We start from the raw sequence: 23,112 nt of genomic DNA, 5'->3' as shown, positions 1-23,112 counted from the left end.
GCTCTAGGCCTGCTTGAACGGCGAATATTCTTCCGCCAGCCAGTCCATCTCCTCCCGGATCGCGGCCCGCTCCTGATCCAGATAACGGCGCACCGGCTCGCGCAGGGCCGGGTCAGCGATCCAGTGGGCGGAATAGACGGCGGCCGGCAGGTAGCCGCGGGCAATCTTGTGCTGCCCCTGCGCGCCGGCCTCGACACGCGGCAGCCCCAGCCGGATCGCATGCTCGATGGCCTGGTAGTAGCAAAGCTCGAAATGCAGGAACGGGATGTCCTCGACGCACCCCCAGTTGCGGCCGATCAGGCAGTCTCCGCCGATCAGGTTCAGCGCGCCCGCCACCCAGCGCTCCCCACGCCTCGCCATGATCAGCATGACCTTGTCGGCCATCCGCTCGCCCAGCAGCGAGAAGAACTGGCGGTTCAGGTAGGGCCGCCCCCATTTGCGGCCGCCGGTGTCCATGTAGAAGCCGTAGAAGGCGTCCCAGTGCGCCTCGGTCAGGTCGGCGCCGGTCAGGGCGACGATCTCGTCCACCGCCGACTGGGCCAACCGTCGCTCGCGCTTCACTGTCTTGCGCCGGCCGGACGACAGGTCCGCGAGGAAGGCGTCGAAGTCGGCGTAGCCCTTGTTGAACCAGTGGTACTGCTGGTCCTGCCGCTGCAGCAGGCCGGCGGCGCCGAGGAAGGCCCAGTCCTCCTCGTCGGGGAAGGTCACGTGCAGGCTGGACGCCTCGAGCCGTTCGCACAGGGTCAGGGCGCCGCCCAGCAGCATCCGCCTCCCCTCGTCCGGGTCGATATCCGGCCGCACCAGCATCCGCGGCCCCGTGACCGGCGAAAACGGCGAGGCGCACTGAAGCTTGGGATAGTAGCGACCGCCGGCCTTTTCGTAGGCGTCGGCCCAGGACCAGTCGAAGACGTACTCACCTTGGCTGTGGGTCTTCAGATAGAGCGGCATGACCGCCCCTACCCTGCCGTCGTCGTCCGCCACGGTGAGATGGTGCGGGCCCCAGCCGGTACGGTCGGAGACCGAGCCCGACTCTTCCAGAGCGTCGAGGAAATCGAAGGCCACGAACGGGTTCTGGTCGCCGGCGCAGGCGTCCCAGTCCGTGCGGCCGATCTCGCTGATGCGCCGGTGGATGGCGACCGCCGGCTTCAGACTCACGCGGCGAAGCCCTCGAAGATCAGGTTGTCGCAGTGATCCTTGAGCCGGTCCCATTCCTCGGCCGACCGAACGGTCCAGGCGATGATCGGCATCCCCTTCGCGCGGAAGACATCCGCGCGCGGCGACGGCAGCATCTTCGCGTCCAGCGCCAGGAAGTCCGGCCGGGCGATCTCGACATGCTCGAGGTTGGCGAACGACTTGCGGACCTCGGGCGTCAGCTGGCTGGCCGCGCCGTCCTTCCAGTCATAGCTGTCCAGGCCGCGCAGGATCTGCGGATGATGATCGGCGAACCAGGCGTGGCTGTAGGGGTTGAACCCGATCACACAGGTCGGGCCGTTGTGGTCGAGCAGCACCTCGCTGACGCGCTTTTCCAGCGGGCCGACGTCGCCGAATTTGGTCTTCAGCTCGATGTGGACCATCGCCCGGTGGCCGACCTCGACGAGCACCTCGGCCAGCGTCGGGATGGTCTCGTCCGTTCCTGACAGACGCAGGGCCTGCAGGTCGGTCAGCGACCGATCAGACAGCTTGCCCTCGGCGCCGGTCATGCGGGCCAGGCTGTAGTCGTGGAACACGACCGCCTCGCCGTCAGCGGTGATCTGAACGTCCAGCTCGATGCCGTAGCCCGCGGCGCAGGCGGCCTGGAAGGCGGCCAACGAGTTCTCCGGAGCGCCGTCCGGCGTCCAGAGGCCGCGGTGGGCGACGGGCGGATCGAACAGTCGCTCCCAGGCCTCGCCAAACGCGCCGGGCTCGGGACGGGCCTTGCTCTTCATCGGGCCAGCTCCACGATCGCGTCGACCTCGACGGAGAAGTTCCGCGGCAGGCGATAAACGCCGACCGCCGAGCGGGCGTGGCGCCCGGCCTCGCCGAACGCCTCGACCATCACGTCCGAGCAGCCGTTGATCACGGCGGGAATGTCGAAGAAGTCCGGACCCGCCTGGACGAAGCCGCCCAGCTTCACCACACGGGCGACCCGGTTCAGGTCGCCGTCGCAGGCGGCGCGCATCTGGGCCAGCAGATTGACGCCGCACAGGCGGGCGGCGCGAACCGCCGTGTCCTTGTCGACATCGACGCCGACGATGCCGGTGATCCCGCCCGACGCGTCGAGCGACACCTGGCCGGAGATGTGGACAAGATCGCCGCTGCGCACGAACGGCACATAGTTGGCGATCGGGGCGACCGGGTCAGGCAGGGTGATACCTGCGGCGGCAAGACGGTGTTCGACACTGGACATGCTGCGAAACTAGACCGCTCCGCCTCCCGGCGGAAGGCAACGAAAAAGACCCGGGTCGTTTCCGACCCGGGCCTTCACGCGAACTTGAACCCGGCGGGCTTTCTGGGGGGAGGTCGCCCGCCCCGGGTCCAGCTCTTACTTCGCGGCTTGCAGCTTCTCGACGGTCGCGGTGACGCGCTCGTTCAGCGGCTTGACCGAGTCCTTGACGGACGAGGCGACGGTTTCGCCCCACTTGGCGAATTCGGCCATGTAGCCTTCCAGCGAGGTCTTCATCCAGGCGGTCTGAAGCTCAACGGCTTCCTGAACGCTCTTGGCGCCGGCCAGGGCCTTGGCGGCCGAAACCTGGTCTTCGATGTTCTTCTTGGAGAAGGCCATCGCCTGGGCGCCCAGGACTTCCGCGCCCTTGGTGGCGGCGGTGACCGAAGCCACGACGGCTTCGAGGTTCTTCTTCGAGTAGGCGTTCACTTCATTCAGCGTCGAGAGGGACTTTTCGACGTTGTCCTTGAAAGCCTGATTGCCGGCGGTCGTGAACTGCTCGACCGTGGTCTTGAGGGTTTCGGCGCCAGTGGCCATCGGAAGTCTCCTGTGTGGTCGGGGAGGACCTGGATATGGGGTTCGGCGGCGACCGAGTCGCTGCTGACGCTCTCCATGTCTCATGTTGCAGTGCAGCAGTCAAACATTTTTGTGCAGTGCAACATGGGTCGGTTGCGACGCACCATCACCGGGCGAGGCCTGCGGCGGATTCGCTCAACAGGTGTTTACTTTGGCGAAAGACGAAACAATGCATGCTAGTTGAACGCCGCAGCGCTGCTTCGGAGCCGCCCTGTACACTGTGACTTTTTTCGTCGGACGCCGCATGATCGAGCTCGCCCGCCGCCTGTCTTTCGCACTCGCAATGGTCGCCATGGTCGCGACCGGCCTTGGTGCGCCATCGGTCGCGGCCGCTCAGGTACCCTACCTCTCCCTGCCCTCCACCGAGCCGAAGTACGCGGCGATCGTCGTCGACGCCAATACCGGCGAGGTGCTCTACGCGAAGCGCGCCGACAGTCCGCGCTATCCGGCGTCGATCACCAAGGTGATGACCCTCTACCTGGCCTTCGAAGCGATTTCCGAAGGTCGGCTGAGCCCGACCGACATGATCACGGTTTCGGCCAAGGCCGCCTCACAGCCGCCCACGAAGCTTGGGCTCGCCGCCGGTCAGCAGATCTCCGTCGACGACGCCATGCGCGCGATCGCGGTGAAGTCGGCCAACGACATGGCCGTCGCCCTCGCCGAACACCTGGCCGGTACGGAGCAACGCTTCGGCGCCCTGATGACCCTGCGGGGCCAGGAGTTGGGCATGACCAACTCCCGCTTCGTGAACGCCTCCGGCCTTCCGGACAGCCGCCAGATCTCCACCGCCCGCGACATCGCCATCCTGTCACGCGCCGTGATGCGCGATTATCCGCAGTACTACAGCTACTTCAGCCTGCGCTCCTTCACCTTCCGGGGCGTGACCATGAACAACCACAATCGCCTGCTCGGGCAGATGTGGGGTGTGGACGGGCTGAAGACCGGCTACACGAACGCCTCGGGCTTCAACCTCGCCGCCTCCGCCGTCCGCGACGGCCGGCGTCTGATCACCGTGGTGCTGGGCGGCCGCTCGACCGTCACCCGCGACGATCATGTCGAGGACCTGCTGTTGACCGGGTTCGACGTGCTCAAGCGCCGCTCGCTCGGCGAGACGATCACCGTCGCCCAGTCGATGTTCGAACCGGTCATGGACGGGCCGATGGTCCGCGCCTCGACCGAACAGGGCGACGGCGGGCAGGACGGCCTGCGTGTGGTGCTGACCGACGGCCCGGCGCCGGGCCCGATCACGGTCCAGCGCAGCATGACGCCCATCCCCGACCCCGTGGCGCCGCGTATCGTTCCGGCCAAGCGCGTCGCCGCGCCCGCCCGCAAACCGCGCGGCCAGTGGGCCATCCAGGCCGGCGCCTTCAAGTCCAAGTCCCAGGCCCGCGAGCAGCTGGCCCTGATCCAGCGTCGCTTCGCCTCGGCGGTCGATGATGGCGAGGCGGCCATCGGCAGCGCTGTGGGCGGCTATTTCCGGGTGCGCTTCGAAGGCATGAGCGCCGACGCCGCCCGCGCGGCCTGCAAGGCCCTCAAGGCGAAGAAGCAGGCCTGCATGGTGATCGCGCCTTGATACCCGGGGACATGTACCGAAGGTACGTGTCCCCTAATCGAGCGGCCACGGTTTAGGGGACACGTACCTGCGGTACATGTCCCCGTTCTATTTCTTCAGCAACCGGTCCCGCGCCGCATTGATCCGCGCCGCCAGGCCGCTTGAGCCGCCGACGTCGGGATGCACCGCGCGGATCAGCCGGGCGTAGGCGGCCTGGATATCCTCGCGGGTGGCGTTGGCGGCGACGCCGAGAATGTCCCGCGCCTCGGCCAGTTCGATCTTGTCCACCGAAGGCACAGGCGCTGCGCCGCGACGCGCGGTCACCGCCAGCACGATTCCCAGCACAGCGAGCAGAACGCCCGGCAGGACCCGACCGGTCACGCCCAGCAGGCCGCCGACGACCACGGCCAGCGCCGCCATGCTGCCGGTGGCGATCCGCCACTCTGCGCGGGCAAGCATCGGACGCGCGCGCCGGCCGGCCCAGACGAGCAGGGCGAACGCGGCGACGCCGGCGAGAAGGTAGATCATCAACGCGAACTCCCCGCCCTATTCGGCGGCGAGCAACTCTTCGCCCGAGAACTGCGAAAGTCCAACCGAATGCAGCAGGCCGCGCAGTTCCTGACGGGCCGACACGTGCACCAGCGACACCGGAACCGGCCGCACCTTCGCCGAGAGGTCGGCGACCGTCAGGCCGAACGGGAACAGCTCGCGGTAGATCACCCGGTCGCGCAGGCCGGCGCCGATGCGGAACCCGACCCGCTTGGCCAGGGCCGTCAGCCGATCGTCGACCCGCTTGCGGTTGCGGGCCTCGACGCTGGCGAGACGGTTGCGCAGCACGATCCAGTCGAGCGCCTGCCGCTGACCGGTCAGGGCGCGCGCCTTGCGGGCCTCCCAGACCGTCTCGGAATAGATGCTGGGCTTCAGCAGCTCCAGGGTCACGGGGTCCACATGACCCAGCACGTCGAAGTCGACGAAGCTGTCGTTCATCGGCGTGACGATGAGGTCGGCGCGAGCGTGGGCGACGCGCGACAGGGCGGAATCGCCGCCCGGAGTGTCGATAATCACGAAGTCCGCGTCCTGGTGGGCCCGGGCGAACGCCTCCTCGAAGCGCGTCAGTTGCTCGGCCTCGCCGGCCTTGGCCAGCGCGACGCCGTCGTCGGACGCGTGGCGGATCAGCGGCTCGGGCAGGACCTGATCCTGCGAGGCCAGCCAGGCGCGGCGATTGGTGAAGAAGCGGGCCATCGACGACTGGCGCAGGTCCAGGTCCATGACCGCCACGCTGGCCCCGCCGTGCAGCAGGGCCGTGGTCAGGTGGACGGCGATGGTCGACTTGCCCGCCCCGCCCTTTTCATTGCCCACCACGATGACATGCGGCTGTGTCGCCATAGGTCGCCCCAGTTCCGTCGGACCGCCACGCTCGGCGGGTTTTCATCCGACGAGACACCCGCGGGGTGAGTCGGGGCAATCGCGGCGGCGGAGTTGTCCACAGCTGTAAGGTCGCGGCTGGACCCTCGGCCCCCTGCGCGATATGCCGCGCCGCATGAGTGAAACGCCCCTCCCCGTCGTCCGCACCGTGGCGGACCTGCGCACCGTCGTCGCCGGCTGGAAGGCGGCGGGCGAGCGCGTCGCGATGATCCCGACCATGGGCGCGCTGCACAGCGGCCACCTGTCGCTGATCGCCCAGGGCCGGACGCTGGCGGACCGGACCGTGGCCTCGATCTTCGTAAATCCGGCGCAGTTCGCACCGCATGAGGACTTCGACGCCTATCCGCGCGGCGAGGCGGAAGATGCGGCGAAGCTGGCGCAGGCCGGCTGCGACCTGCTGTTCGCGCCGAACGCCCGCGAAATGTATCCCGACGGCTTCGCCACGACCGTCAATGTGGCGAAGGGCGTGTCCGAGCCGCTGGAGGGAGTCTCACGGCCGCACTTCTTCGGCGGGGTGGCCACGGTGGTGGCCAAGCTGCTGGTCCAGTGCGGGCCCGACGTCGCGATCTTCGGCGAGAAGGACTACCAGCAGCTGCTCGTGATCAGGCGCATGGCGCGGGACCTCGACCTGCCCGTGGAGATCGTCGGCGGGCCGACGGCGCGGGAGGCTGACGGCCTCGCCCTCTCCTCGCGCAACGCCTACCTGACGCCGGCGGAACGCGCCGCCGCCCGGGCCCTGCCCGCCGCCATGCGCTATGCCGTCGAGGCCTTGCGCGACGCTACACCGGTGATCGATGTCGAGGGCGCGGTGCAGGCCACCCTGACCGGCGCCGGGTTTGCGAAGATCGACTACGTCGAGGTCCGAGACGGCGCGACACTGGAGCGTGTGGGACCAGGTCCGGCCAGCGCGGGCGCGCGGGTGTTCGTGGCGGCCTGGATGGGCAAGACGCGGCTGATCGACAACTGGGCGGTGTAGGGGACATGTACCGCAGGTACGTGTCCCCCAATCCAGATTCAGCGATGGCAGATCAGGGGACACGTACCTGCGGTACATGTCCCCGCACTCACCACGCTCCCAGCTCTCTCAGCTGCCGCGCCAGTTCCGGCTCGATCGCCTCGCCGGCGGCGGTGGGAAGGTCGGGCGGGGCGTCTGCAGGGGTCAGGTAGCGCCAGCCCTGAAAGGCGCGGCGCGGCTGGGGCGCGGTCTCGATCAGCTCGGGCTTGAGATAGATGCGGCAGGGCTGAGGGCCGCTTTCGGCCGTGACGATCTCGTCGATCGCCTGACGCACCAGCACCTGGCCCTTGATCACCCAGTAGAGCGAACCGCCGTCGAGCAACTCCCCGGCGCGCTTGGGCGTCTGGCGCGTCGGGCAGACCGAGCGATGCCCCTGCGCCGCGCGCTGCGCCCGCCAGGCGCGCAGTTCCTCGACGCTGTCGATGCCGACGCAGAGCTTGATCAGATGGAGCGGCACGGGGTCGCCGCGATCACTTGCCCGCGGCGGCCGCGGCGCGCTGCAGTTCCTCGCCCCGCTCGGTCCATCGCTTGCCCATGACCTGCATGTCCTGCCCGCACTGGGGCATCGCGGCCTGGATGTCCGCGGTCGCGGTCGGGCGACCGAACACGGCGACGACGAGGTCGAGCGGGTCCTTGCCGGGGTTTTTCCCCTCGACGCGGCCGGCGTAATAGAGCGAGCCCATCACCCCGGCGTTGCGCGTGGCTGCATCGGCATTGCCGGCCATGGACAGGAAGCCGGCCAGGCAGAGGGTCTCGTATTGCGGCGGCGAGACGGCGGGCGACGCGGCATGCGCCGGCACGGCGAACGCCAGGACGGCGGCAGAGGCGACGAGCGCCGGTTTGATCGCATTCAGGGTCATTCGCCCGCCTCCAGTTTCACCAGCACCACGCCTTCACTCACCTGCCCGCCGGCGAGGGCCGACAGTTCCGCGACCACGCCGTCGAACGGCGCGGCCAGCGCATGTTCCATCTTCATCGCTTCCAGCACCAGCAGGGTCTGGCCCTTCTTCACGGCATCGCCCGTCTTGACCGAGACGGAGACGATCTTGCCCGGCATGGGGGACAGGACCGAACCGTCGGATTCGCCGCCGGGGCCGCCGGCATGCGCCTTCGGGACCCGGAAGCTGAAGGCCTCGCCGGCTTCAAAGACGACCACCTCGTCTTCATCAACAACCAGCAGGTCGTCCGGATAGAGATCGACATCCAGGAGATCCGCCTCGATCGTCGCGCCGCCATGATCCAGGATCATCCGCCGCAGCGGCGGGCCGTTCAGGCGGAAGCCGCTCGCATCATCCAGCGGCGACCAGGGAGTCGGCGCGTCGTCACGAGACCGCAATTCCACCAACGCCGTCGCGGCGACGCCGGCGATGACGTTCGATGGCGCGCGGCTCCCGATCAGACCCTCAAGTCGTCGCTCGATGAAACCGGTATCCACATCCCCCGACACGAAGTCCGGATGGCCTGCGCAACGGGCGAGGAAGGCGGCATTGGTCTTGACGGGCCAGACCTCGACGCTCGCGCAGGCCTCGGCCAGCGCTTCGGCAGCCTCTCCACGCGTTCCGGCGTGGACGATCAGCTTGGCGATCATCGGGTCGTAGTGAGGCGTGACCTCGCCGCCCTCCTCCACCGCACTGTCGACGCGGATATCGTCGGGCAACCGGAAATGCGTCAGCGGCCCCGTACTCGGCAGGAAGCCCGTCGCCGGGTTCTCCGCGTAGAGCCGGGCCTCCATCGCCCAGCCGTTCATTTCGATCTGGTCCTGCTTCAGCGGCAGCGGCTCGCCCGACGCCACGCGCAGTTGCCATTCGACCAGGTCCTGGCCGGTGATCATCTCGGTGACGGGATGTTCGACCTGCAGCCGGGTGTTCATTTCCATGAACCAGATGCGGTCGGCGCGCAGACCCTCGCTGGCGTCGGCGATGAACTCGATCGTGCCCGCGCCCTCGTAGTTCACGGCCTTGGCGGCCTTGACGGCGGCATCGCAGACGGCGGCGCGGGTAGCGGCGTCCATGCCGGGCGCCGGAGCTTCCTCGATAACCTTCTGGTGGCGGCGCTGCAGCGAGCAGTCGCGTTCGAACAGGTGGACCACATTGCCGTGGCTGTCGCCGAACACCTGCACCTCGATGTGGCGCGGGCGGGTGACGTATTTCTCGATCAGCACCCGGTCGTCGCCGAAGCTGGCGGCGGCCTCGCGGCGACAACTGGCCAGGGCGGCCCGGAAGTCGGCGGCCGCATCGACCTTACGCATGCCTTTTCCGCCGCCGCCGGCCACAGCCTTGATCAGTACCGGATAGCCGATGGCCGCCGCCTCGGTCTCGAGACGGGCCTCGGACTGGTCGTCGCCGAGATAGCCGGGAGTCGTCGGCACGCCGGCGGCGATCATCAGCGACTTGGCGGCGTCCTTCAGGCCCATGGCGTTGATCGCAGCGGGCGGCGGGCCGACCCAGATCAGACCCGCATCCATCACCGCCTGGGCGAAGGCTGCGTTCTCGGACAGGAAGCCGTAGCCGGGGTGAATCGCCTCCGCGCCCGTCTGCGTCGCCGCGGCGAGGATTTTCTCCGCCACCAGATAGCTTTCGCGCGCCGGCGCGGGCCCGATCAGCACCGCCTCGTCAGCCTCCAGCACGTGCGGCGCGCCCGTGTCGGCGTCGGAGTACACGGCCACGGTCCGCACCCCCATCCGGCGGGCGGTGCGGATGATGCGGCGGGCGATCTCACCCCGGTTGGCGATCAGCAGGGAGGTGATCATCAGTGTGCGGCGACCTCGTTGAGACCCAGGAACATGAGCAGGACCATGATCAGCCCGCCGCCGATCACGGAGCCGAAAAACAGGCCCGCCATCCGCCAGAGCGTGCCGAAGACCTTCGTTCCGTAGGTTCCCCGCATGTGGATGAACAGATGCACCGGCATGAGCAGGTACAGGACATCCCCGATCTCGCCCGGCAGCAGATTGACCAGGAACCCCAGGCTGAGCAGCAGCCCCTGGAACGACAGGGAGTGCATGGAGAAGATCAGGTGATCGAACAGGTAAAAGCGTCGCGCCGGAAACGCGAACAGCAGGCCTAGCAACAAGGCCGCAATCGGCAGGGCCAGCACCGCCAGGCGGTGCCCCCAAGCGTGAAGGCTGTGGCCGAAGGCCTCGGGATTCTCCAGCGCCGCGGTGACATGCTCTTCCATCCAGCGGTCGAAGGCGGTCTCGCCGGTGTCGATCACGATGGGCGACTTGGGCGTATTCTCGGTCACCCCGATCTTGATGCCCGGCGCGGACAGCACAGCGCCCTTGCCTTCCTTGGCCGTGACGACCGGTGTGCCGCTATTCCCCAGACCGCCGGTGAAGAACACCAGCAGCACCACCACCAGGAACAGTCGGAACGGCGGAATCTGCGGTGCGCGGCGGCCGTCGAGATAGGCGCGGGTCAGCCGTCCGGGCTTGAGGATCAGATCCGGCATCGTCTGCCAGAACCGGCCGTCGAAATGGGTCAGCCCCTCGAAGGCCTCGGTGATCAGATGGCCGATCGAGCGATGGAACTCCTCGCCCTTCTGGCCGCAGGCGTGGCACCACGGCCCCTCCAGCGGCGTCTCGCAGTTGGGACAGGGCGTTCCCATCGGCAGGGCGTGCTTCGGCTTGCGGGAGAAGAACCCGCCCGCCCCATCGGCCGCCGCCGCTTCCAGCTCCTGAGACACGCCCCCTCCCCGTCGTCTAGAGCGCCCAGCCGGGCTTGCGCTTTTCGAGGAAGGCGGCGACGCCCTCCCGGCCTTCATCGCTGAGGCGCTGGTCGGCGATCAGCCGGGCCGTCATGTCGAGCAACTCCTCGTCCATCGGCAGGCCGGTGACGTCGTCGACGAGGGTCTTGGACCTGGCCACCGCGCCGGGCGCGCAGGCCATGATCTCGGTCGCAAGACGCTCCATGGCGTCGTCCAGATCGGCGGCGGCGGCGACGACCTCGTCGACCAGGCCGATCTTCTCGGCGAAGGCGGCTTCGAACATCCGGCCCGTGGCGAACAGGCTCTTGGCCCGGCGCGGGCCGATGGCGGCGACCACATGCGGGCTGATGGTCGCGGCGACCAGGCCCAGCTTGACCTCGGAGAAGGCGAACTTCGCCGCCTTCGTCGCCACCGCGTAGTCACAGGCGGCGACCAGACCCGCGCCGCCGCCGAAGGCCGGGCCCTCGACCAGGGCGACGGTGAACTGCGGCAGCTCGCGCAGGGCCAGCAGCATGTCGGCCAGCGCCATGGCGTCTTCGCGGTTCTCGTCCTTGGTGAAGGTCGCGGCGGACTTCATCCACTCCAGGTCGGCGCCGGCGCTGAACGCCCCGCCCGCCCCGCGCAGGAACACGATCCGCACGCCGTCTGCGTCACGCAGGGTCTCGAAGTGCTGGGCGAGCGCTGCAATCACCTCGGCGTTGAAGGCGTTCTTCTTGTCCGGTCGGTTGATCGTGACGACTGCGACGCCCGACGGGCTGGCGTCGAGAACCACAAGGTCGCTGAGGACGTCGGTGTCGGCGACTTCGACGAGGGGATCGGCGATGGGATTGGTCATGGTGTTTCCTGCTCCGGCTACATCCGGAAGACGCCAAACGTGGTGTCGGGGATTGGGGCATTGAGGCTGGCCGATATGGCCAGACCCAGAACGTCCCGGGTCTGCGTTGGATCAATTACGCCGTCGTCCCAGAGTCGCGAGGTGGCGTGGTAGGGATTGCCCTCGTCCTCGTACTTCTGGCGCACGGGAGCCTTGAAGGCCTCTTCCTGTTCCTTCGTCCACTTGTCCGCGTCGCGGTGGACAGTGGCAAGCACGCTGGCGGCCTGCTCGCCGCCCATGACGCTGATGCGGCTGTTGGGCCAGGTGAACAGGAAGCGGGGGGAATAGGCGCGGCCGCACATGCCGTAGTTGCCGGCGCCGAAACTGCCGCCGATCAGGACCGTGAACTTGGGCACATTGGCGCTGGCCACGGCGGTGACCATCTTGGCCCCGTCCTTGGCGATGCCGCCGGCCTCGTAGCGGCCGCCGACCATGAAGCCGGAGATGTTCTGCAGGAAGACCAGCGGGATCTTCCGCTTGCAGGCCAGCTCGATGAAGTGCGCCGCCTTCAGCGCCGCCTCGCTGAACAGCACGCCGTTGTTGGCCAGGATCGCGACCGGATAGCCCCAGATGCGCGCAAACCCGGTGACCAGGGTCGTGCCGTAGAGTGGCTTGAACTCGTCGAGCTCGCTGCCGTCGACGATGCGGGCGATGACCTCGTGGACGTCGTAGGGCGCGCGAACGTCGGCCGGAACCACGCCGTAGAGCTCGGCGGCGTCGAACAGCGGGGCCTTCGGCTCGCGCACATCCATGTCGACGCGCTTGACGGTGTTCAGGTTGCCGATGATCGAGCGGACGATCTCCAGCGCATGTTCGTCATTGGCGGCGACGTGGTCGACGACGCCGCTGCGGCGGCCGTGGACGTCGGCGCCGCCGAGATCCGTCGCGCTGATCACCTCGCCCGTCGCGGCCTTCACCAGCGGCGGGCCGGCGAGGAAGATGGTGCCCTGGCTCTCCTCACCCGCGCCGCGGACGATCACGGTCTCGTCGCTCATGGCCGGGACATAGGCCCCGCCGGCGGTGCAGCTGCCCATGACGCAGGCGATCTGGGCGATGCCCTCGGCGCTCATCCGGGCCTGGTTGTAGAAGATGCGGCCGAAGTGATCGCGATCCGGGAAGACCTCATCCTGGTGCGGCAGGTTGGCCCCGCCGCTGTCGACCAGATAGACGCAAGGCAGCCGGTTCTGATGCGCGATCTCCTGCGCCCGCAGGTGCTTCTTGACCGTCATCGGGTAGTAGGTGCCGCCCTTCACGGTGGCGTCGTTGGCCACGATCATCACCTCGCGGCCAGAGACGCGGCCGATACCGGTGATGATGCCTGCCGCCGGGATCTCGCCGTCGTACAGGTCGAACGCCGCCAGCTGGCCGATCTCGAGGAACGGCGAGCCGGGATCGAGCAGCCGCTCGACGCGCTCGCGCGGCAGCAGCTTGCCGCGGCTGGAGTGGCGCTGGCGCGAGGCTTCGGAGCCGCCCAGTGCGGCTTTCGCCGCATGCGCGCGAAGGTCTGCCGCCAGCGCAGCATTCACCGCAACATTGTTGCGGAAGGCTTCGGAGTTGGGATCGAGATCCGAGGTCAACCTGGGCATGGTTGAGGCATAGCCTGTTCTTCCGGGGGCCGGAAGCACCGCAAACCGCTGTCGCCCGCGCAAATGTCGTGCGCCTCGCGGGCGAAACGCATGGACCTTGCCCTTTGGGTCAAGTTCAGGTGGGCTGCGGGCCACGGGGGAGACAGCAATGCGGTTCCTGAAGTCACTGATGGCGGGCCTGCTGGCCGCGGCGCTGGTCGCGGCCTTAGTGGTCGCCGGCGCCCTCGAGGGCTGGTGGCGCAAGCCGATGGCGCCGGCCGGGGATGTCGCGGCCTTCGCTGCGGCCGCGACGGCGCGGATCAAGGCGGACTCGAAGGGCAACGCGGCCTTCATTCTGATCAAGGGCGGAAAGCCGGTCGCCGAGGCCTTTATCTCGAAGGGCGCGCCAGTCGACCGCGACACCCAGTTCCAGGTGGCGTCCCTGAGCAAATGGCCGACCGCCATCGCCGTGATGACCCTTGTCGAACAGGGCAAGCTCGACCTGGATGCGCCGGTCTCGCGCTACCTGACGCGCTGGAAGCTGCCGCCGACGGAGTTCGACAACGACCAGGTGACGGTCCGGCGGCTGCTGAGCCATACGGCGGGTCTGACCGACGGCCTGGGCTACGGCGGCTTCAAGCCGGGCGAGCCGGTGCAGACCCTGGAGGCCTCGCTGACGAAGGCCGCCGACGCCTCCCCCGGCGCTGACGGCGCGACGAAGGTCGGCCGCGAAGCCGGAAACTGGGACTACTCCGGCGGGGGCTACACCCTGCTTCAGCTGCTGATCGAGGAAGTCTCCGGCCAGCCGTTCAACACCTACGTCACGCAGACGGTGTTCATGCCGCTGGGCATGACACGCTCGACCTTTATCCTGCCGGAGACCCCGACCAACCTTGCCGAGTTTTATGACGTCGACGGGTCGCGGGCGATCCACTACCGCTTCACCGGTCTGGCCGCAGCATCGCTCTACACCTCCGCCGCCGACATGGCCCGGCTGATCGCGGCCCAGACGCCCGGGCCGAACGGCGAACCCGCCGGACGGGGCGTGCTGAAGCCCGAAACCCTGGCGGCCATGCGCAAGCCGCACGCAAAGCAGTACGGCGCCGACATCTGGGGTCTGGGGCAGGTCCTCTACGCCCCGCTCGACAAGGGCGACTTTGTCGCCGGCCACGACGGCAGCAACGCCCCGGCGATCAACACCACGGCGCGGGTCAACCCGGCGACCGGCGACGGCATCGTGATCCTGGAGTCGGGCAACTCGCGGCTGGCCACGCAGGTGGCGGGTGAGTGGGTGTTCTGGTCCACCGGCTATGTCGACAGTTTCATGGTGCTGCTGGAGCTCCGGTCAACGCTGATCCAGGTCGCGGTCGCCGCCGGCGTCGCCTTCCTGGCCGTGTTCCTGCTGGTCTGGCGCCTGACGCGACGGCGGAAACCCGCGAAGGCCTGACGCCGACGTTGCAGCCGCCTCCAAGGCCCATCGCAACGACTCAACAGCCTTGTTACCCTTCGGTTCGTGGGCAGCCTGATCGATCCCTTGCACGAGACGGCGCTGGAGCGGCTCTTTGACGAGGCGCGCCAGACCGGTGACGCGCGCTGGTTCTCCCTGCCAGGCGGCGAGACGCTCTATGACCCCGGCCAGCCTTCTCAGGAGCTGTACCTCCTGCGCGCCGGCCGGCTGGGCGCCTTCCGCCGCGAGGAAGGTCAGGAACGGCACTTTCTGGGCGTGATCCGGCCCGGCGAACCGGCCGGTGAAATGGCGCTGATCGCCGGCACGGCCCACTCGGCCCAGGTCGTGGCGCTGCGCGATTCCGAGGTGCTCGCCCTGTCGCGGGAGGACTTCTTCGCCGCCGCGGACCGCGATCCTGCGGTGATGATCGAGCTGGCGCGGCTGATGATCCTGCGGACCCGCCAGGCGGCGACCCAGGCGTCCATCGGCGAGCCGACCGTGTTCGGGTTCGTCGCCGTCGACGCCGGCCGCAAGATCCGGCCGCTGGTCGACAAGATCGCGCTGGAGATCGCGCGGATGGGCCATTCCGTCACCGTGGCCGGCGTCGAGGCGACGCATGCGCCGACCGAGTGGTTCTCCAACGTCGAGGCCGACCACGACTACGTCCTCTATGCCGCCGAGCATGTCGAGACCGCCTGGAAGTCGATCGTCGGACGGCAGGTCGACCGCCTGTTCCGCGTCGGACGGGGCGACAAGGCGCCGCCGGCCCATGTCGCGGCCTACGCGTCCGAGACGTTGCAGCAACAGCAGCTCGTCGACCTGATCCTGATCCAGAAGGCCGATGCGAAGTATCCGGCCGGGTCGGAAGCCTGGCTGGACGCGACCCAGGCCGCGCGGCTGTTCCACGTGCGGGACGGCGCGGCGGCGGACGCCGGCCGTCTGGCCCGGGTGCTGACGGGCCGCTCGGTGGGCCTGGTGCTGTCCGGCGGCGGCGCGCGGGCCTATGCCCATATCGGCGCAATCAAGGCGCTGCGGCAGCGCGGCGTGCCGATCGACTTCGTCGGCGGCGCCTCGATGGGCGCGATCATCGCCGCCGGCGTGGCGATGGGCTGGGACGAGGCGGAGATGGATGTTCGCATCCGCGATGCCTTCGTCGACTCCTCGCCGCTCGACGACATCGCCTTCCCGCTGATCGCCATGACGCATGGCGAGAAGGTCCGCGAGCGGCTGCGGGTGCATTTCGAGGAAACCCAGATCGCCGACCTGTGGCTGCCGTTCTTCTGCGTGTCGTCGAACCTGACCACCGGCGCCTACCATCTGCACCGGCGCGGCACGCTGCGGCATGCGCTGCGGGCCTCGATCGCCCTGCCCGGAGTCATGCCGCCGGCGATCGACAAGAACAATGTGCTGGTCGACGGCGCGGTGATGAAGAACTTCCCGTCGGACGTGATGCGCTCGATGCAGCTGGGACCGATCGTCGGCGTCGACGTCACCCGCGGCCGCAGCATCACCGCCGACGACGTAGCCCGGCCGTCGTCGGTCTGGCGCTGGATCCTGTCGGGCGACTGGCGCAAGGGCCCACCGATCGTGGCGCTGCTGATGCGGGCGGCGACGGTCTCCACCGGACGGGACCTGGTCGCGGCGCGCGAGGCGACGGACCTCTTGATCATGCCCAACACCGACGGCATCGACATCCGCGACTGGAAGGCGTTCGAGCCGGGCGTCGACGCCGGCTACAAGGCCGCCCTGGTCGCCCTCGACAAGCTCGAGCGGCCGGTGACCGAGATGCGCAAGGTCCGGGCGAAGGGGTAGGATGCTCCCTATCGGGGGAGCTGTCAGGTCAAAGGCCTGACTGAGGGGGGCACCCGCGATCTGAGCGGACCCCCTCCGTCCCGGCTACGCCGGTCCACCTCCCCCGATGGGGGAGGATCCGGGTCAGCGCACCGCGACCATGAACAGCCGGGGAAACGGGAAGAGCGTCACGCCATCCGCGCGCGGCGGGAAGGCGGCGGCGATGCGGGTGCGGAAGGCGTCGAGGAAGGCTTCCAGCAGCATCTCGTCCTCGGCCAGCGCGTCGAGATAGGGTCGCAGCGCCGTACCGCGCATCCAGTCGACGACCGGATCATCGCCCTCCAGCGCGTGGAGATAGGTGGTGGTCCAGAGATCGACCTCGCCGCAGACGCCCGACAGCCAGCCATAGTAGTCGTCCAGCGCCGGCGTCGGGTTGATCCGGCGCGCGTCGCGGGTCAGGGACGACCATGGCCCCGCCTCCGCCGTCTCGCGCAGGATGGCATGGTGCTGCGTCTCGAAGGCCATCGGCATCTGGCAGGCGAACACCCCGCCCCGCTCCAGCAGGCCGGCGAGGCGCGGAAACAGGATCTCGTGATCGGGCAGCCACTGCAGCGCCGCGTTGGTGAAGATCAGGTCCGGCGGCGTGGTCGGAGAGAAGTCCTCGACGCCGCCGAGCACCCAGTCGACGTCGCTCTGGCGATTCTTCGCCTGGCGCAGCATGTCGGGGCTGGAATCCAGGCCATGCACCCGCGCCGTCGAATGACGCAGCGCCAGCAGCGCGGCATGCTCGCCCGCGCCGCAACCCAGGTCCCAGATCTCGCGGAAGCGGCGGTCGGGAATCTGGACCATCAGATCCAGCGCCGGCCGGTCGCGGTACGCCTTGTAGCGCTCGTAGATGTCGGGGTCCCAGCTCGGCATGATCATGCCCTACACCGGTTGCAAGCCGTGGTCATCGACCGTTCATTTGCGATAGGTCAGAAAGTCGCCACGCTCTGTGATGAGACTTTGGACCATGAAAACGATCCGCACCCTGGCCGCCCTCGGCCTCCTCGCCCTCGCCGCCGCCGCGCCGGCCGCGATGGCGCGCCAGCCGGTCACGACGATCGAGCCGGGCTGGTGGGAGATGACCAACACGCTCAACCTCGTGGTCAGCAAGACCGAGGTCGAGCGCCGCTGCATCACGCCCGCCGACGTGGACAAGATCCTGTCGGGCCGGATCAACCGCCACTACACCTGCACCTATCCGGAAAAGCGGGTCGCCGACGGCAAGATGTTCTTCAAGGGCACCTGCGTCGACAAGCGCGGCCGGATGGTCAATGTGACGGCCACCGGGGTCTACTCGGCGAACGCCTACAGCATGAAGGCCAACCTCTCGGGCAAGATCGCCGGTGTCCCGCTCAAGGCCAGCGCCAACACCGTTTCCAGGCGGCTGGGCGACACCTGCCTGGGCAAGCCGGTGAAGATCAAGAGCTAGGCAAATTGTCGCCCCACGCGTGAGCAGGGTTGGCGACTCGTCAATCTGCTGCCCATAGTGTGAGTCCTGTTTCAACAGCTGAAAGGAGGTGATCCGGTGTCTCATCGTATGAACCCGCGGTCGCAGTGCGTGACCCTGAATTCCGTTTCGGCGGAGGTCAGCGCCTGATCAGCGCCTAGCGTTGAGCCGCAACCGCGGCAGACGATGGAAGGGCCGCCGGGGCAACCCGGCGGCCCTTTGCATTTGTGCTTCGGCCGGGATGACAGTTGGGAATTGAGGTCAGAACCCCACGCAGGCCTGGCGTTTTATCAGCAGCACCGAATCCTGCCGGAACCGCGCCTTGTAGGCCGCGCGGATGGCCTCGACCTTCTCCGCCTCGCCCGGCGCGCCGCTGAGGACCAAAAGCAGCACCTTGGATGGCTCGGCGATGAGCGCGCCGTTCGGGCCGCGCCATTGCCCCGCGGCCTCGTACACCGTCAGGCCGTCGGGAAAGCGCGGCGAGACTTCCAGGTCGAGAAAGGCCTTCCAGTCCGCGTCGCTGACGCCCATGACGCCGCCGATGTTGCGGCCGAAGACCAGTTCGGCCGTGGTCGAGGACTTGAGGCCGACATCGCAGGTCAGGGACGCGTCGACGTCGACGCTGACACAGCCCGCCAGCGCCAGGGCGGCGGCAAGGGCCGCGAGCGCCCTCACCCCCCGACGAGCTCCCGGCCGATCAGGAACCGCCGGATCTCGTTCGTACCCGCGCCGATATCGTAGAGCTTGGCGTCGCGGACGTAGCGTTCCACCGGCCACTCCCGGGTGTAGCCGGCGCCGCCCAGCGCCTGGACAGCCTCGTTGGCGACCTTCACGGCGTTCTCGGACGCCATCAGGATCGCGCCGGCGGCGTCGAAGCGGGTGGTCTTGCCGGCGTCACAGGCCCTGGCGACCTGGTAGACGTAGGCGCGCGCGGAATTGAGCGCGACGTACATGTCGGCCACCTTGCCCTGCATCAGTTGAAACGACCCGATCGCCTTGCCGAACTGCTTGCGGTCGCGAACGTAGGGCAGAACCACATCGAGGCAGGCCTGCATGATGCCCAGCGGGCCGGCGGCCAGCACGGCGCGCTCATAGTCGAGGCCGCTCATCAGCACCCCGACCCCGCCGTTGAACGGGCCCATGATGTTCTCTTCCGGGACTTCGCAGTCCTCGAACACCAGCTCGGCCGTGTCGCTGCCGCGCATGCCCATCTTGTCGAGCTTCCTTGAGACGCTGAAGCCCTTCATGCCCTTCTCGATCAAGAAGGCGGTGATGCCGCGGCTGCCCTCCTCCGGCGCCGACTTGGCGTAGACCACCAGGGTGTCGGCGTGCGGCGCGTTGGTGATCCAGAACTTGGTGCCGTTGAGCACGAAGCGGTCGCCCTTGCGGTCGGCGCGCAGCTTCATCGACACCACGTCCGAGCCCGAGCCGGCCTCGCTCATGGCCAGTGCGCCGACATGCTCGCCGCTGATCAGCCTGGGCAGGTAGCGCAACTTCTGTTCGGGGGTGGCCCAGCGGCGGATCTGGTTGACGCACAGGTTGGAGTGGGCGCCGTAGCTGAGGCCGACCGAGGCCGAGGCGCGGCTGATCTCCTCCATCGCCACGACGTGTTCGAGGTAGCCGAGGCCAAGGCCGCCGAACTCCTCCTCGACGGTGATGCCGTGCAGGCCCAGATCGCCCATCTGCGGCCAGAGCTCGCGGGGAAAGGCGTTGTCGCGGTCGATGTCGGCGGCGTGCGGCGCGATGCGATCGGCGGCGAAGCGGGCGGTGGTTTCGCGGATGGCGTCGGCGGTTTCGCCGAGGCCGAAATCCATGGCGGGTCCGGATTGGGTCATGGCCGGGAAATAGCACGACCTTGAAACGGGGACATGTACCTTTGGCACGTGTCGAGGGGACATGTACCGCAGGTACGTGTCCCCTAATCGAGCCATTGCTGAATCTGGATTGGGGGACACGTACCAGAGGTACATGTCCCCAAACGCACGACGCCCTGCGAGCGGACTCGCAGGGCGCCAACGCTTTCCCCTGGACTGTACGCGGGGGCCCTTACGCTACGCGGGTTACGACCGGGGCTCCGACTCCGCCTCGGTTACTTCCTCGTCCTCGTCGTCCAGCGGGGCGCCGAGGAATTTGTTCAGGCCGACCCAGACCGAAAAGCCGGTCATGCCGATGCCGACGAACGACAGGAGCCAGCCGAGATTGCTCACGCTGAGCGGGCCGTCGCCGGCGCCGGCGGTGAAGCCGACCGCCATGCCGCCGGCCATCAGGGCGATGCCGCCCACGCCGGTCAGGATCAACGGCAGCCCCTCGATGCGCACGGGCTCGATCGGAGCGTCGTCGAAGGCCGGGTCAAAGCCACCCAGCGCCATTTCGTCCTGCTGCACCAGGCGGCGGACATAGTCCTCGCTGACCAGCGGACGGGCCGGCGCGCCCTCGAGCGCCATGCCGGACGGCGCGACGTCGAACAGGCCGGGGCCGGACTCGTTGGCCGGTTCCGGCAGATCCACGCGCAGGGCGTCATCGGGCGAGCGCTCGATGGAGACTTCCGGCGCCGGCGTCAGGGTGAAGGCGGCGTCGGGGTTGGTCGCATAGGCCAGGCTGGAGCCCAACACGATCGGCGCGGGCTGCGGATAGGAGTCTTGGGGCTGGGGCGTCCAGGCTTCCTGCGGCGCAACCTCGGCGGCCGTTTCGACGACCGGGTCGTAGACGGGCTCGGGCTGCGGTTGCGGATAGGGATCGGCCTCAGGCGCAGGCGCGGGCTCGGGTTCGGCCTGGACGGCCTCAACCACGGGTTCCGGCTGCGGCGCGGGCGGCGCGACGGGCTCGGGGGCTGTCTCGGGCAGCAGCTGTTCCAGACGCGCGCCGACGCCGGCGGCGGCGATCTCGCTGGCCAGCGGCGCCTCCGGCCGGGGCTCGGGTTGCGGCTGCGGAGTCTGGTCGCGCTCGACACTGGTGCGCTCGCCGGTCAGCGAGGCCTTGACGGCCGTCGGGGTCTGGCGCGGCACGGCGTTGACCGCGTCATAGTCGACCTTGGGCGCCAGCACCGGGGACGGCGCGGGAATCCAGCCGTTGGTCGGGGTCAGGAACAGGGTCTTCTCGGCGGCGCGGCGACGGACCAGGGCGTCGATGACGATCCGTTCGCCCTCGAAGTCCGCCTTGCGCCACATCTCCATGGCGCAGGCGGCCTGCAGCATCTGGCCTTCGTTGACCCGGCGCAGCACCGAGGAGCGGCGGAAGTTGTCGACGCCGACGTTGAAGGCGAAGCAGCAGAGCGAGTCGAACTGGTTCTGGGTCAGCGGCGTATAGCTGTGCTCGTTGACCGCATGCGCCACGGCGATGAGGTCGTACATCAGCAGGGCTTCTGCATCAGCCGGAGACACCTCGGCGCCCTGGCGGGCGGTCAGGGTGTGGCCGTAGCCGATCGTCCAGCGTCCGTCAGGGAGCTGGGCGGCCCGTTGGCGATAGCCCTCGAACGTCTTGATCAGTTCGATGGCTGCGCGGGAGACCTGGTGGCGGGGTTTCATCGGCCTTCTTGATCCGAAATGATACAGACGGGGCTGCGTTCCATCCCACTCCCGCAAGAGGGATGCCGAACGCAGCCTGAACTCCCGCTGAACGGGAACAGACCGCCGTACAGGCCAGCAGCGACCGGTTTAGAGGAGGATGAGCGCCGCCAGTCCAAGGAAGGACAGGAAGCCCATGAAATCGGTCGTAAACGTGACGAAGACCGAAGACGACACCGCCGGATCACGTTCCAGCTTGTCCAGCGCCAGCGGCACGAGAATCCCGGCCAGGGACGCGACGAACAGGTTGATGATCAGGGCCAGCGCGATCGTCAGGCACAGCAGCGGATCGCGGAAGAAGGCATAGGTCGCCGCCGCCATGATAGTGGCCAGCACCGCCCCGTTGACGAGGCCGACGGCCATCTCCCGCAGGATGATCCGCACCGCGTTGGAAGCGTTCAGCTCACGGCTGGCCAGCGCCCGGACAGCTACGGCGAGGGTCTGGGTGCCGGCGTTGCCGCCGAGGGAGGCGACCACCGGCATCAGAATGGCCAGCGTCAGCACCTTGGCGATCTCGCCCTGAAACGCGCCGATGACGCTGGCGGCTGTCGCGGCGGTCAGGGTGTTGACGACCAGCCAGGGCAGACGCGACTTCGCCACGTCCCAGACGCCGGCGTCGCGGCCGGCGTCGCTCACCCCGGCGAGGGCCAGGATGTCCTCCTCGGACTCCTCCTGGATAACGCCGACGATGTCGTCGACGGTGATCTGGCCGACCAGCCGACCGCCCGCGTCCACGACCGGGGCGCTGATCAGGTGATACTTGTCGAAGATGTAGGCGACCTCTTCCTGGTCCATATCGACGGTGATGTCGGTCACCGGCTCCATGATCTCGGCCAGGGTCGTCTCGCGCCGGGCCCGCAGAAGCTGGCTGATAGGCGCGGCGCCGATCGGCCGGTAGGCCGGGTCGACGATGTAGATGTCGAAGAACAGCTCGGGCAGTTCGTCGCCGGCCTGCCGCACGTGGTCGATGGTCTGGCCAACGGTCCAGAACTGTGGCGCGGCCAGCACCTCGCGCTGCATCAGTCGGCCGGCGGTCTCGTCCTCGTAGGCCAGGCTGCTTTCGATGGCCGCGCGGTCATCGGCGTCCATGGCCGCCAGCACCTGGGCGCGCTTCTCGCCCCCCAGGTCGTCGACGACGTCGGCCGCGTCGTCCGAATCGAGTTCCTCGAGGGCCCGGGCCAGTGCGGTCGGATGGACCGTCTCCAGGACCTCCTCGCGCAGGTTGTCGTCCAGCTCGGACAGCACCTCGGCGAGGGTCTCGGAATCGAGGCAGGGGATGATCTCCTCGCGGTAGTCCGCGTTGAGAAAGCCCATCAGGTCAGCCACGTCCTCGGAGCGCAGCGCCCCGACCAGCTCGCGCAGGCGCTCGGCGTCGCCGCGGTCGGCGGCGTCGATGACCATGTCCACGTAGGCGGGATTGAGGGCGTAGTCGTCGCCGAGCGCGAGATCCTCGAGATCCTCGGGCGGGGCGACGGTTTCAGGGGCTGCAGGGATCGAGAGGTTACTCTCCTCGAACAGGTCGGCTTTATCCCGGGTCATGTCGGGGCCTCCTGAATGAAGAGATCAATCCTGCAGTGTTTCTTGCCTCTGATTCACTGGTGCGGTCGAGAAGACTCGAACTTCCACTCCGGTTAGGGAACAGCGACCTCAACGCTGCGCGTCTACCAATTCCGCCACGACCGCCC

The 23,112-nt window shown here is 68.3% G+C and carries 22 protein-coding genes and 1 tRNA gene; 5 read left to right on the top strand and 18 right to left on the bottom strand.

Annotated features, from left to right (window positions below):
* Positions 1 to 3 precede the first annotated feature (3 nt).
* The 4 genes from AC3WJT_RS12355 to AC3WJT_RS12340 form a co-directional block, all read right to left on the bottom strand.
* On the bottom strand, positions 4 to 1,155 hold the full coding sequence (locus AC3WJT_RS12355) for a GNAT family N-acetyltransferase (RefSeq protein ID WP_492343425.1): 1,152 nt from the start codon (positions 1,153 to 1,155) through the stop codon (positions 4 to 6).
* Positions 1,152 to 1,925: a glycerophosphodiester phosphodiesterase family protein gene (locus AC3WJT_RS12350; protein WP_492343424.1), complete on the bottom strand. Its 774-nt coding sequence runs from the start codon at positions 1,923 to 1,925 to the stop codon at positions 1,152 to 1,154. Before AC3WJT_RS12350 ends, AC3WJT_RS12355 begins: the two co-directional genes overlap by 4 nt.
* Positions 1,922 to 2,386 carry a RidA family protein gene (locus tag AC3WJT_RS12345; protein ID WP_492343423.1) on the bottom strand — a complete coding sequence of 155 codons (465 nt, stop codon included), beginning with the start codon at positions 2,384 to 2,386 and terminating at the stop codon, positions 1,922 to 1,924. Before AC3WJT_RS12345 ends, AC3WJT_RS12350 begins: the two co-directional genes overlap by 4 nt.
* 135 nt (positions 2,387 to 2,521) lie before the next feature.
* On the bottom strand, positions 2,522 to 2,959 hold the full coding sequence (locus tag AC3WJT_RS12340) for a phasin family protein (protein WP_492343422.1): 438 nt from the start codon (positions 2,957 to 2,959) through the stop codon (positions 2,522 to 2,524).
* A gap of 283 nt (positions 2,960 to 3,242) precedes the next feature.
* On the opposite strand from AC3WJT_RS12340, the gene AC3WJT_RS12335 reads away from it, so the two are divergent.
* Positions 3,243 to 4,571, top strand: a complete 1,329-nt coding sequence (locus AC3WJT_RS12335; protein ID WP_492343421.1) for a serine hydrolase — start codon at positions 3,243 to 3,245, stop codon at positions 4,569 to 4,571.
* 87 nt (positions 4,572 to 4,658) lie between these two features.
* On the opposite strand, the gene AC3WJT_RS12330 is transcribed toward AC3WJT_RS12335, so the two are convergent.
* Both AC3WJT_RS12330 and mipZ read right to left on the bottom strand, forming a co-directional pair.
* A complete protein-coding gene (locus tag AC3WJT_RS12330; protein WP_492343420.1) occupies positions 4,659 to 5,078 on the bottom strand; it encodes a J domain-containing protein in 420 nt (139 codons plus the stop codon).
* 18 nt (positions 5,079 to 5,096) lie between these two features.
* Positions 5,097 to 5,936 carry a division plane-positioning ATPase MipZ gene (gene mipZ, locus AC3WJT_RS12325; protein WP_492343419.1) on the bottom strand — a complete coding sequence of 280 codons (840 nt, stop codon included), beginning with the start codon at positions 5,934 to 5,936 and terminating at the stop codon, positions 5,097 to 5,099.
* Positions 5,937 to 6,090: 154 nt separating this feature from the next.
* Between mipZ and panC the strand changes: the two genes are divergently transcribed.
* On the top strand, positions 6,091 to 6,951 hold the full coding sequence (gene panC, locus AC3WJT_RS12320) for a pantoate--beta-alanine ligase (protein WP_492343418.1): 861 nt from the start codon (positions 6,091 to 6,093) through the stop codon (positions 6,949 to 6,951).
* A gap of 88 nt (positions 6,952 to 7,039) precedes the next feature.
* Here the strand turns inward: panC and AC3WJT_RS12315 are convergent, their stop codons facing one another.
* The 6 genes from AC3WJT_RS12315 to AC3WJT_RS12290 are packed head-to-tail and all read right to left on the bottom strand — an operon-like array spanning position 7,040 to position 13,155.
* The gene (locus tag AC3WJT_RS12315; RefSeq protein ID WP_492343417.1) at positions 7,040 to 7,447 is read right to left on the bottom strand and encodes a DUF1489 family protein; all 408 of its coding nucleotides are present in this window, start codon (positions 7,445 to 7,447) and stop codon (positions 7,040 to 7,042) included.
* A gap of 13 nt (positions 7,448 to 7,460) precedes the next feature.
* A complete protein-coding gene (locus AC3WJT_RS12310; protein ID WP_492343416.1) occupies positions 7,461 to 7,850 on the bottom strand; it encodes a hypothetical protein in 390 nt (129 codons plus the stop codon).
* A complete protein-coding gene (locus tag AC3WJT_RS12305; protein ID WP_492343415.1) occupies positions 7,847 to 9,739 on the bottom strand; it encodes an acetyl/propionyl/methylcrotonyl-CoA carboxylase subunit alpha in 1,893 nt (630 codons plus the stop codon). Before AC3WJT_RS12305 ends, AC3WJT_RS12310 begins: the two co-directional genes overlap by 4 nt.
* On the bottom strand, positions 9,739 to 10,674 hold the full coding sequence (locus AC3WJT_RS12300; protein ID WP_492343414.1) for a DUF3667 domain-containing protein: 936 nt from the start codon (positions 10,672 to 10,674) through the stop codon (positions 9,739 to 9,741). The genes AC3WJT_RS12305 and AC3WJT_RS12300 overlap by 1 nt, the downstream gene beginning before the upstream one ends.
* 16 nt (positions 10,675 to 10,690) lie before the next feature.
* Entirely contained in the window at positions 10,691 to 11,530 is an 840-nt protein-coding gene (locus AC3WJT_RS12295) for an enoyl-CoA hydratase-related protein (RefSeq protein ID WP_492343413.1), read from the bottom strand.
* Between the two features lie 17 nt (positions 11,531 to 11,547).
* Positions 11,548 to 13,155 carry a carboxyl transferase domain-containing protein gene (locus tag AC3WJT_RS12290; protein WP_492343412.1) on the bottom strand — a complete coding sequence of 536 codons (1,608 nt, stop codon included), beginning with the start codon at positions 13,153 to 13,155 and terminating at the stop codon, positions 11,548 to 11,550.
* Between the two features lie 148 nt (positions 13,156 to 13,303).
* On the opposite strand from AC3WJT_RS12290, the gene AC3WJT_RS12285 reads away from it, so the two are divergent.
* Positions 13,304 to 14,581, top strand: a complete 1,278-nt coding sequence (locus tag AC3WJT_RS12285) for a serine hydrolase domain-containing protein (RefSeq protein ID WP_492343411.1) — start codon at positions 13,304 to 13,306, stop codon at positions 14,579 to 14,581.
* Between the two features lie 66 nt (positions 14,582 to 14,647).
* The gene (locus AC3WJT_RS12280) at positions 14,648 to 16,393 is read left to right on the top strand and encodes a patatin-like phospholipase family protein (protein WP_492343410.1); all 1,746 of its coding nucleotides are present in this window, start codon (positions 14,648 to 14,650) and stop codon (positions 16,391 to 16,393) included.
* A 123-nt stretch (positions 16,394 to 16,516) separates the two neighbouring features.
* On the opposite strand, the gene AC3WJT_RS12275 is transcribed toward AC3WJT_RS12280, so the two are convergent.
* Positions 16,517 to 17,290 carry a methyltransferase domain-containing protein gene (locus tag AC3WJT_RS12275; RefSeq protein WP_492343409.1) on the bottom strand — a complete coding sequence of 258 codons (774 nt, stop codon included), beginning with the start codon at positions 17,288 to 17,290 and terminating at the stop codon, positions 16,517 to 16,519.
* A 94-nt stretch (positions 17,291 to 17,384) separates the two neighbouring features.
* Here AC3WJT_RS12275 and AC3WJT_RS12270 point away from each other — a divergent pair, with 94 nt between their 5' ends.
* Positions 17,385 to 17,846, top strand: a complete 462-nt coding sequence (locus AC3WJT_RS12270) for a DUF3617 domain-containing protein (RefSeq protein ID WP_492343408.1) — start codon at positions 17,385 to 17,387, stop codon at positions 17,844 to 17,846.
* A 279-nt stretch (positions 17,847 to 18,125) separates the two neighbouring features.
* On the opposite strand, the gene AC3WJT_RS12265 is transcribed toward AC3WJT_RS12270, so the two are convergent.
* The 5 genes from AC3WJT_RS12265 to AC3WJT_RS12245 all read right to left on the bottom strand — a co-directional run bounded on the left by AC3WJT_RS12265 (position 18,126) and on the right by AC3WJT_RS12245 (position 23,110).
* A complete protein-coding gene (locus AC3WJT_RS12265; RefSeq protein ID WP_492343407.1) occupies positions 18,126 to 18,539 on the bottom strand; it encodes a DUF3574 domain-containing protein in 414 nt (137 codons plus the stop codon).
* Positions 18,536 to 19,699, bottom strand: coding sequence for an isovaleryl-CoA dehydrogenase (locus AC3WJT_RS12260; RefSeq protein WP_492343406.1), 1,164 nt, complete (start codon positions 19,697 to 19,699; stop codon positions 18,536 to 18,538). The genes AC3WJT_RS12265 and AC3WJT_RS12260 overlap by 4 nt, the downstream gene beginning before the upstream one ends.
* Positions 19,700 to 19,924: 225 nt before the next feature.
* The gene (locus AC3WJT_RS12255; protein ID WP_492343405.1) at positions 19,925 to 21,388 is read right to left on the bottom strand and encodes a lysozyme; all 1,464 of its coding nucleotides are present in this window, start codon (positions 21,386 to 21,388) and stop codon (positions 19,925 to 19,927) included.
* 129 nt (positions 21,389 to 21,517) lie between these two features.
* Entirely contained in the window at positions 21,518 to 22,966 is a 1,449-nt protein-coding gene (gene mgtE / locus AC3WJT_RS12250) for a magnesium transporter (RefSeq protein ID WP_492343404.1), read from the bottom strand.
* 57 nt (positions 22,967 to 23,023) lie between these two features.
* Positions 23,024 to 23,110 (bottom strand) — tRNA-Leu (locus AC3WJT_RS12245).
* Positions 23,111 to 23,112 lie beyond the last annotated feature (2 nt).

It is taken from the genome of Caulobacter sp. FW305-C-30-S16 (genome assembly GCF_058783025.1).
This window is presented reverse-complemented; position numbering and strand designations above follow the sequence as displayed.

Excerpts from the sequence above, each read along its gene's own strand:
- AC3WJT_RS12350 (WP_492343424.1), bottom strand. The coding sequence starts at position 1,925 with ATGAAGAGCAAGGCCCGTCCCGAGCCCGGCGCGTTTGGCGAGGCCTGG.
- AC3WJT_RS12345 (WP_492343423.1), bottom strand. The coding sequence starts at position 2,386 with ATGTCCAGTGTCGAACACCGTCTTGCCGCCGCAGGTATCACCCTGCCT.
- AC3WJT_RS12340 (WP_492343422.1), bottom strand. The coding sequence starts at position 2,959 with ATGGCCACTGGCGCCGAAACCCTCAAGACCACGGTCGAGCAGTTCACG.
- AC3WJT_RS12335 (WP_492343421.1), top strand. The coding sequence starts at position 3,243 with ATGATCGAGCTCGCCCGCCGCCTGTCTTTCGCACTCGCAATGGTCGCC.
- AC3WJT_RS12330 (WP_492343420.1), bottom strand. The coding sequence starts at position 5,078 with ATGATCTACCTTCTCGCCGGCGTCGCCGCGTTCGCCCTGCTCGTCTGG.
- mipZ (WP_492343419.1), bottom strand. The coding sequence starts at position 5,936 with ATGGCGACACAGCCGCATGTCATCGTGGTGGGCAATGAAAAGGGCGGG.
- panC (WP_492343418.1), top strand. The coding sequence starts at position 6,091 with ATGAGTGAAACGCCCCTCCCCGTCGTCCGCACCGTGGCGGACCTGCGC.
- AC3WJT_RS12310 (WP_492343416.1), bottom strand. The coding sequence starts at position 7,850 with ATGACCCTGAATGCGATCAAACCGGCGCTCGTCGCCTCTGCCGCCGTC.
- AC3WJT_RS12305 (WP_492343415.1), bottom strand. The coding sequence starts at position 9,739 with ATGATCACCTCCCTGCTGATCGCCAACCGGGGTGAGATCGCCCGCCGC.
- AC3WJT_RS12295 (WP_492343413.1), bottom strand. The coding sequence starts at position 11,530 with ATGACCAATCCCATCGCCGATCCCCTCGTCGAAGTCGCCGACACCGAC.
- AC3WJT_RS12290 (WP_492343412.1), bottom strand. The coding sequence starts at position 13,155 with ATGCCCAGGTTGACCTCGGATCTCGATCCCAACTCCGAAGCCTTCCGC.
- AC3WJT_RS12285 (WP_492343411.1), top strand. The coding sequence starts at position 13,304 with ATGCGGTTCCTGAAGTCACTGATGGCGGGCCTGCTGGCCGCGGCGCTG.
- AC3WJT_RS12275 (WP_492343409.1), bottom strand. The coding sequence starts at position 17,290 with ATGCCGAGCTGGGACCCCGACATCTACGAGCGCTACAAGGCGTACCGC.
- AC3WJT_RS12270 (WP_492343408.1), top strand. The coding sequence starts at position 17,385 with ATGAAAACGATCCGCACCCTGGCCGCCCTCGGCCTCCTCGCCCTCGCC.
- AC3WJT_RS12260 (WP_492343406.1), bottom strand. The coding sequence starts at position 19,699 with ATGACCCAATCCGGACCCGCCATGGATTTCGGCCTCGGCGAAACCGCC.
- AC3WJT_RS12255 (WP_492343405.1), bottom strand. The coding sequence starts at position 21,388 with ATGAAACCCCGCCACCAGGTCTCCCGCGCAGCCATCGAACTGATCAAG.
- mgtE (WP_492343404.1), bottom strand. The coding sequence starts at position 22,966 with ATGACCCGGGATAAAGCCGACCTGTTCGAGGAGAGTAACCTCTCGATC.